This is a genomic window from Zobellella denitrificans, assembly GCF_002237365.1.
Taxonomy (GTDB): Bacteria; Pseudomonadota; Gammaproteobacteria; order Enterobacterales; family Aeromonadaceae; genus Oceanimonas; species Oceanimonas denitrificans.
Genome location: NZ_NMUO01000137.1, coordinates 1 through 7,034 on the forward strand (window position 1 = coordinate 1; position 7,034 = coordinate 7,034).

The 7,034-nt window shown below is 67.0% G+C and carries 10 protein-coding genes; 8 read left to right on the top strand and 2 right to left on the bottom strand.

What is annotated here, in order from left to right; genetic code table 11:
• The 8 genes from thiE to CGX12_RS18405 all read left to right on the top strand — a co-directional run.
• A partial coding sequence (gene thiE, locus CGX12_RS18370; RefSeq protein ID WP_142995692.1) for a thiamine phosphate synthase occupies positions 1 to 1,074 on the top strand: 1,074 nt, incomplete at its 5' end.
• Positions 1,064 to 1,831 (top strand): HesA/MoeB/ThiF family protein, encoded by a 768-nt coding sequence (locus tag CGX12_RS18375; protein ID WP_094041312.1) that lies wholly within the window; start codon positions 1,064 to 1,066, stop codon positions 1,829 to 1,831. The genes thiE and CGX12_RS18375, both read left to right, overlap by 11 nt.
• Positions 1,822 to 2,022, top strand: a complete 201-nt coding sequence (gene thiS, locus CGX12_RS18380; RefSeq protein WP_094041314.1) for a sulfur carrier protein ThiS — start codon at positions 1,822 to 1,824, stop codon at positions 2,020 to 2,022. The genes CGX12_RS18375 and thiS overlap by 10 nt, the downstream gene beginning before the upstream one ends.
• 1 nt (position 2,023) lies before the next feature.
• A complete protein-coding gene (locus CGX12_RS18385; RefSeq protein WP_094041316.1) occupies positions 2,024 to 2,794 on the top strand; it encodes a thiazole synthase in 771 nt (256 codons plus the stop codon).
• Entirely contained in the window at positions 2,791 to 3,909 is a 1,119-nt protein-coding gene (gene thiH, locus CGX12_RS18390) for a 2-iminoacetate synthase ThiH (RefSeq protein ID WP_094041317.1), read from the top strand. Before CGX12_RS18385 ends, thiH begins: the two co-directional genes overlap by 4 nt.
• Positions 3,910 to 4,016: 107 nt before the next feature.
• Positions 4,017 to 4,424, top strand: coding sequence for an NINE protein (locus tag CGX12_RS18395; RefSeq protein WP_254918347.1), 408 nt, complete (start codon positions 4,017 to 4,019; stop codon positions 4,422 to 4,424).
• A gap of 45 nt (positions 4,425 to 4,469) precedes the next feature.
• Positions 4,470 to 4,889 (top strand): HI0074 family nucleotidyltransferase substrate-binding subunit, encoded by a 420-nt coding sequence (locus tag CGX12_RS18400; RefSeq protein ID WP_094041321.1) that lies wholly within the window; start codon positions 4,470 to 4,472, stop codon positions 4,887 to 4,889.
• A complete protein-coding gene (locus CGX12_RS18405; protein WP_094041323.1) occupies positions 4,882 to 5,196 on the top strand; it encodes a nucleotidyltransferase family protein in 315 nt (104 codons plus the stop codon). Before CGX12_RS18400 ends, CGX12_RS18405 begins: the two co-directional genes overlap by 8 nt.
• Here the strand turns inward: CGX12_RS18405 and CGX12_RS18410 are convergent.
• Together CGX12_RS18410 and CGX12_RS18415 are read right to left on the bottom strand one after the other, a co-directional pair.
• Entirely contained in the window at positions 5,193 to 6,362 is a 1,170-nt protein-coding gene (locus CGX12_RS18410; protein ID WP_094041324.1) for a hypothetical protein, read from the bottom strand. The two genes, CGX12_RS18405 and CGX12_RS18410, sit on opposite strands and share 4 nt — an antisense overlap.
• Positions 6,363 to 6,480: 118 nt before the next feature.
• On the bottom strand, positions 6,481 to 7,034 hold a 554-nt coding region (locus CGX12_RS18415; RefSeq protein WP_497045908.1), incomplete at its 5' end, for a 5-oxoprolinase subunit C family protein.

A 7,034-nucleotide genomic window follows, 5' to 3' on the forward strand; every position in this document is an offset into this window, starting at 1 on the left:
CTGATCCCCGCTCCACGCCAGGTGGCCGCCCTTGACCAGCACGGCGCCGCGGCCCTGCTGGAGCTGGGCGCGCGCGCCGTGCTGGTCAAGGGCGGCCACCTGGCGTGGAGCGGGGATCAGGCCCTCGACTACTTTACCGACGGCCAACGCGAGATCTGGCTGGCCAGCCCCCGGCTGGACACCGTTCACGGTCACGGCACCGGCTGCACCCTGGCCTCGGCCATCGCCACCGCCGTGGCCCAGGACTACCCGATCGAGGATGCCCTGGTGCTGGCCAAGGCCTACGTCAACCAGGGACTCAAGGCCGCCGAAGGGCTGGGCAAGGGCGCCGGCCCGGTGGCCCACCTGGGCTGGCCCGACCGACGCGAAGACTTCCCCACCGTGGTGATGCCGGGCTCGGCCCTGGGCAAGCGGCTGGGGCTCGAGGGCAGCCTGCCCCAAGGTGCCTTCGCGCCCATGGATACCCTGAAGCTCGGGCTCTACCCGGTGGTGGACTCGGTGGCCTGGCTGGAGCGGCTGCTCGGGCAGGGCGTGCGCACCCTGCAGCTGCGCATCAAGGACAAGATGGATGCCGAGGTGGAGGCCGATATCCAGGCGGCGGTGGCCCTGGGTAAACGCTTTAACGCCCGGTTGTTTATCAACGACTACTGGCGGCTGGCCATCCGCCACGGCGCCTACGGCGTGCACCTGGGCCAGGAGGACATCGAAGTGGCGGATCTGGAGGCCATCCGCGCCGCCGGCCTGAAACTGGGGCTGTCCACCCACGGCTACTACGAGATGCTGCGGGCCCGGGAGCTCAGGCCCTCCTACCTGGCGCTGGGGCATATCTTCCCCACCAAGACCAAGGACATGCCGTCCCGGCCCCAGGGCCTGGCGCGGCTGGGCCGTTACGTGGCGCTGATGGACGACTACCCGCTGGTGGCCATCGGCGGCATCGGCCGGGAGCGGGTACCGCTGGTGGCCGAGACCGGGGTGGGCAGCATCGCCCTGGTTACTGCCATCACCGAGGCGGCGGATCCGGATGCGGCTACCCGCGAGCTGCTGGCTCTGGTGGAGGGGGATCATGCTGAGTGACGGCGAATTCCTGCGCTACAGCCGCCACCTGCTGCTGGAAGAGGTGGGCGAGGCCGGCCAGCTCCGGCTGAAAAACGCTTCCGTGCTGATCGTCGGCCTGGGCGGCCTGGGCTCGCCCGCCGCCCAGTACCTGGCGGCGGCCGGGGTGGGCACCCTTTGGCTGGCCGACTTCGACCAGATAGAGGTGAGCAACCTGCAGCGCCAGACCCTGTACGACAGCGACAGCCTCAAGCTGAGCAAGGCCGAGGTGGCCCGGGACAAGCTGCACAGGCTCAACCCCGAGGTGGAGCTGATCGCGGTCAACCAGAAGCTGGACGAAGGCGCCCTGGGTGACTTCGTGGCCGAGGTGGATCTGGTGCTGGACTGCACCGACAACATGGCGGTGCGCCAAGCCATCAACGCTGCCTGTTACGCCTGGGGCAAGCCGCTGCTGGTGGGAGCCGCCATCCGCTTCGAGGGCCAGTTGCTGGCGCTCAACCCGGAACTGGATCACGGCTGCTACCGCTGCCTGTACCAGCCGGAACAGAGCGAGCGGCTCAACTGCGGCAACGCCGGCGTGATCGGCCCGGTGGTGGGCACCATCGGCCTGTTGCAGGCGCTGGAAGCCATCAAGTTTTTAACCGGCACCGGCAGCGTGCCCTGGGGCGAACTCAAGCTGTTCGAGGCCAAGGCCCATCGCTGGCACAGCCTCAAGGTGCCCAGGGATCCGGCCTGCCCCGTGTGCGGCCCAGAGAGTGGAGAATCATCATGCGCGTAACCCTGAACGACGAAGCGCTGGAGCTGGCGGAGGGCACCACCCTGGGCCGGCTGCTGGCGGAGCTTGAGCAAGACAAACCCGGGGTGGCGGTCGCCCTCAACCAGCAGGTGGTGGCCCGCGGCCGCTGGCCCGAGCAGGCCCTGGCGCCCGACGACACCATCACCCTGTTCCACGCCATCGCCGGAGGCTGAGATGAGCCTGACCATCGCCGACAAGACCTTTACTTCCCGCCTGTTCACCGGCACCGGCAAGTTTGCCAACGGCGCCGTCATGAAGGCGGCGTTCGAATCCAGCGGCTCCGAGCTGGTGACCATGGCCCTGAAGCGGGTGGACCTCAAGGCCCACAGCGACGACATACTGCCGCCGCTGCTGGCGCTGGGCGTCAACCTGCTGCCCAACACCTCGGGCGCCAAAAACGCCGACGAGGCGGTGTTCGCCGCCCGGCTGGCGCGGGAGGCCCTGGGCACCAACTGGCTCAAGCTGGAGATCCACCCGGACCCCAAATACCTGCTGCCCGATCCCATCGAAACCCTGCGCGCCGCCGAGCGGCTGGTGCAGGAGGGCTTTGTGGTGCTGCCCTACTGCGGCGCCGACCCGGTGCTGTGCAAGCGGCTGGAAGAAGCCGGCTGCGCGGCGGTGATGCCGCTGGGCGCCCCCATCGGCTCCAACAAGGGGCTGGTGACCCGGGACTTCCTCGAGATCATCATCGAGCAGTCCACTGTGCCGGTGGTGGTGGATGCCGGCATAGGCGCGCCCAGCCACGCCGCCTACGCCATGGAGCTGGGCGCCGATGCGGTGCTGGTGAACACCGCCATCGCCGTGGCCGGCGATCCGGTGGCCATGGGCCGGGCCTTCCGGCTGGCGGTGGAAGCCGGACGGATGGCCTTTGAAGCGGGGCTGGCCGGCCAGAGCCACCAGGCCCAGGCTTCCAGCCCGCTCACCGCCTTCCTGGGGGCGTTATGAGCTTCTTCGAGGTCTGGTCGTCCCTCGACTGGGACGACATCAAGCTGAGCATCTACGGCAAGCAGGCGCGGGACGTGGAGCGGGCCCTGGCCCGGCCGAAACGGGATCTGCAGGACTTTATGGCGCTGATCTCGCCGGCCGCCGAGCCCTACCTGGAGCAGATGGCGCAGCAGGCCTGGCGCCTGACCCGCCAGCGCTTCGGCAATACGGTGGGCTTTTATATCCCGCTCTACCTGTCCAACCTGTGCGCCAACGACTGCACCTACTGCGGCTTCTCCATGAGCAACCGGCTCAAGCGGCGCACCCTGACGGAGGACGAGATAGAGCGGGAATGCCTGGCGATCAAGGCCATGGGCTTCGACACCGTGCTGCTGGTGACCGGCGAGCACGAGGGCAAGGTGGGGCTCGACTACTTCAAGCGGGTGCTGCCGATCATCAAGCGCCACTTCAGCTACCTGATGATGGAGGTGCAGCCCCTGTCCCAAGAGGAATACGCCGAGCTGCGGGAATACGGGCTGGACAGCGTCATGGTGTACCAGGAGACCTACCAGCACCTGACCTACGACCAGCACCATATCCGCGGCAAGAAGAAGGACTTCCGCTGGCGGCTGGAAACCCCGGACCGGCTCGGCAAGGCGGGCATCGACAAGATCGGCCTGGGCGCCCTGTTCGGGCTGGAGGACTGGCGCGCCGACAGCTTCTACGTGGCGGCGCACCTGCGCTACCTGCAGAAGCACTACTGGCAGACCCGTTATTCGGTGTCCTTCCCGCGCCTGCGGCCCTGCGCCGGTGGGGTGGAGCCCAAGTCGGTGATGAGCGACCGCCAACTGGTGCAGTTGATCTGCGCCTACCGGCTGTTCGACCAGGAGCTGGAGCTCAGCCTGTCCACCCGGGAGTCGGAGCAGTTCCGCGACAAGGTGATCCCGCTCGGCATCACCAGCATCAGCGCCGGCTCCAAGACCCAGCCCGGCGGCTACGCCGACGCCACCGTTGAGCTGGAGCAGTTCGAGATCGACGACGACCGCGCCCCGGCCGAGGTGGCCAGGGCGGTGGCCGCCGCCGGCCTGCAGCCGGTATGGAAGGACTGGGACAACAGCTACTCCGCCAGCCGCTGAGGGCGCATCGGGGCGACGCCTGTCGTCGCCCCTCTGTGCTAACGGATGGCCGCCCGGGCGTTCCGGGAGTAGAATCCCCCCTTTCAAGACAGGGCGAGGGGAAAGGGGTGATTGTCAACAACACGCACAGCAAGGTGATCGGCTATATCCTGTGGATATTCGGCTTTATGGGCGCGCACCGCTTCTACTACGGCCGCCCCATCAGCGGCACTATCTACTTCTTTACCCTGGGCCTGTTCTTTATTGGCTGGATAGTGGACTTGTTCCTGATCCCTTCCATGGACCGCGCCGCCGAGCGCCGCTATGTGGTCGGGCCCAAGGACTACAACGTCAGCTGGATACTGCTGACCTTCCTCGGCATCTTCGGCGCCCACCGGCTCTATATGGGCAAGTGGATCACCGCCATCATCTGGTTCTTCACCGGCGGCCTCTTCCTGCTCGGCTACCTCTACGACTACTGGACCCTGAACGGCCAGGTGGACGAGGTCAACCGGGAGTCGCGCCGGTTTGGGTAGGATAGGAGTATACGTTCTCCGAACCTTTGCTAACTGGAGTCACGAATGCTGGATTTATCCGCTTTCGAAAAAGCGCTGCACGCCCTGGATGAGGCCATCAGGGCCGGCGGGTCCGAGGAACTGAAGTTGCTGCTGACACCCGGCCAGTACAACACCCTGCGTTACGGGCTGGTACAGCGCTTCGAGTTCACCTATGAGCTCAGCTGGAAGTTTATCAAGCGCTGGCTGGAGGCCAACCTGGGCGCCGTCTATGTGGACGGGGTCTCCCGGCGGGAGCTGTTCCGCATCGCGGCCGAACACCGGTTGATCGCGGATGTGGAGCAGTGGATGTTCTTCCACAAGCTGCGCAACCTGACTTCCCATACCTACGATGAAGAGACCGCCAACGAGGTCTGTACCGGTGCCGAACTCTTCTTCCGGCAGGCCCGCCTGCTGCGGGATGCCCTGGCCGCACGCAATGATTGAGTGGAGCCTGTCCGAGCGGGAACTGGTGCTGTCATTGTTGCGGCGCCACCTGCCACCGGAGATCCGGGTCAGTGTGTTCGGTTCTCGTACCAAGGCGGGAAAGAGCCGCCCTTATTCTGATCTGGATTTGCTGCTGACCGGACCGGACAAGATTCCCCGGGCACTGCTGTTCCAATTGGAGGAAGCCTTTGAACAGTCGACTCTGCCTTATCGGGTGGACATCGTCGATGCCCACCGCATTTCTCCTTCCTTCCTGGCCGCCATTCTGGAGGACGGAACAGAGCTGGATTGGCGGGCAACGGCTTAACCCAGCAATCCGGCCTGTCTGAGCCGTGTGATCCAGGCCGGGCGCTTGCCGTGGTGGCGTTGCAGCTCGGCCAGGCCCTGCTTGAAGTCCTCCTCCCTGCCGGCATGGCGCAGGGCTTCCGCCAGCGTCCGGGCCAGATTCAGGGCCTGATCATAGCTGCTCCCGGATCCCCGCTTGAGCTGCACATCCATCTCCTGCCAGACCCGCTCCGGATCCGCCGCCAGGGCGGCGAGACGGGCCCTGTGTTCGGCCAGGCGTCTGGCCTCTAGCTCGGCCTGGGCGAGCCGTTCGCGCTCGAGGCGCCGCTCGCGCACGGTGGCGTAGCCGGTGGCGATCTGGGCCAGGGTGCGGCGGGGAGCGCTCGATATCCGGGGGCGGCGGCCCCGTTGCCAGTCGAGAAAGCGCCGGCGCAGGCCGCGTTCCGCCTCCATCCCCCGGCCTTCGAGCAGCAGGCGCGCCACCTGTCTGAGTGCCGGCAGCGGCTGCTGTTCCAGCCAGAGATCGTATTCCTGCTCTTCCTGCCCGGGTTCGGCCGGGCTGGCCGCCGCCGCGGCCTGCAGCCAGTCCGGATCGATTTCCAGGAAGTCCACCAGTGCCTGCTGGGCGGGCGTCAGGGTTGCCAGGCCGGGCGGCAAGGGCGGCTCGAGATCGTCATCGCCCAGTTCGCCGGCGCTGAGACGGGCCAGCCAGCCGAGGTACAGGGGCCGGGTATCGCCCCTCAGCAATTCCTGCCGCAGGGGCAGCAACCGGCTCAGCCAGCCGGGACCGTCGTCCTTGCTCCAGAACCGCTCGTTCTCGCCGGCTTCGTCGTTGAGGCTCCAGGTCAGTACGCAGTGCCGGCCGGTGACGCTGCTTTCTAAGGCATCGCTCTGGCCGTGCTCGGCCGAGGGCTGCAGGCAGGCCTCCAGCATGGCCTGGTCCAGGGCGTCTGTCGGCAGCTTCAGCATCAGCTGGCAATGTCCCCAGTTGGCCGAGTAGAGGTGGGCGTCGAAGTAACGGTGCATCCATTCCACGGGATTGCCCTTGAGGTCGCCCCAGTGATACTCATTGATAAAACTGCCGCTGGTGATGGTGGCCCGGCTGGAGCGGGCGCGCAGCTCGGCCTGCTGCCGGCTGCTCAGGGGCCGATCGAGGGCGGCAAACTCGTAGTATTGGTATTCGCTCATGCAGGCATTCCAGTTGTGATTGGGGGCCGAAGTGCCCGCTATGGTGCAACCTTCGGGTATCCGTGTCCATGTGAGGACGGCGGCGTCTGTCGGATGTTGATGTGATCGCGCCTTCGTTTTACTCGAACCTTGCCCTGAATTGCCGGTATTCCCGTTGGGCGGCGTCGGTGGCGGCGCTGTACAGCCAGAGCGGCTGGCCCGGCCGGCACTGGGCCAGGCGGGAGCAGGCCAGGGGCGTCAGGGTGCCGAGGCGGGGATAGCCGCCGATGGTTTGGCGGTCGTTGAGCAGCACTATGGGCTGGCCGTCCGGCGGCACCTGCACCGCGCCCAGGTTGATGCCCTCGGAGATCATCGAGGTGATGGAGCAGTGCAGCGCCGGCCCCTGCAGGCGGATGCCCATGCGATCCGAGCGGTTGTCCACCCGCCAGGGCCGGCCGAAGGCGTTGAGCAGGCTGGCGTCATCGAAAAAGCGGAACTGGGCGCCGGGGATCAGCGCCAGCCGGGGCGTTTCCCCATAGTCGGGCGGGGCGTCGTCGGGCAGGCGGCGTGCCGGTATGGTGGTTTCATTCGGCACAAAGGCCAGCCGGTCGCCGGCTGCCAGCTTGCTGCCGTCGCCCTGGTGGCCGGTGGCTTTGTCGCCGAGCCGGTGCTGGGCAGCCGCGCCAGCGTGGT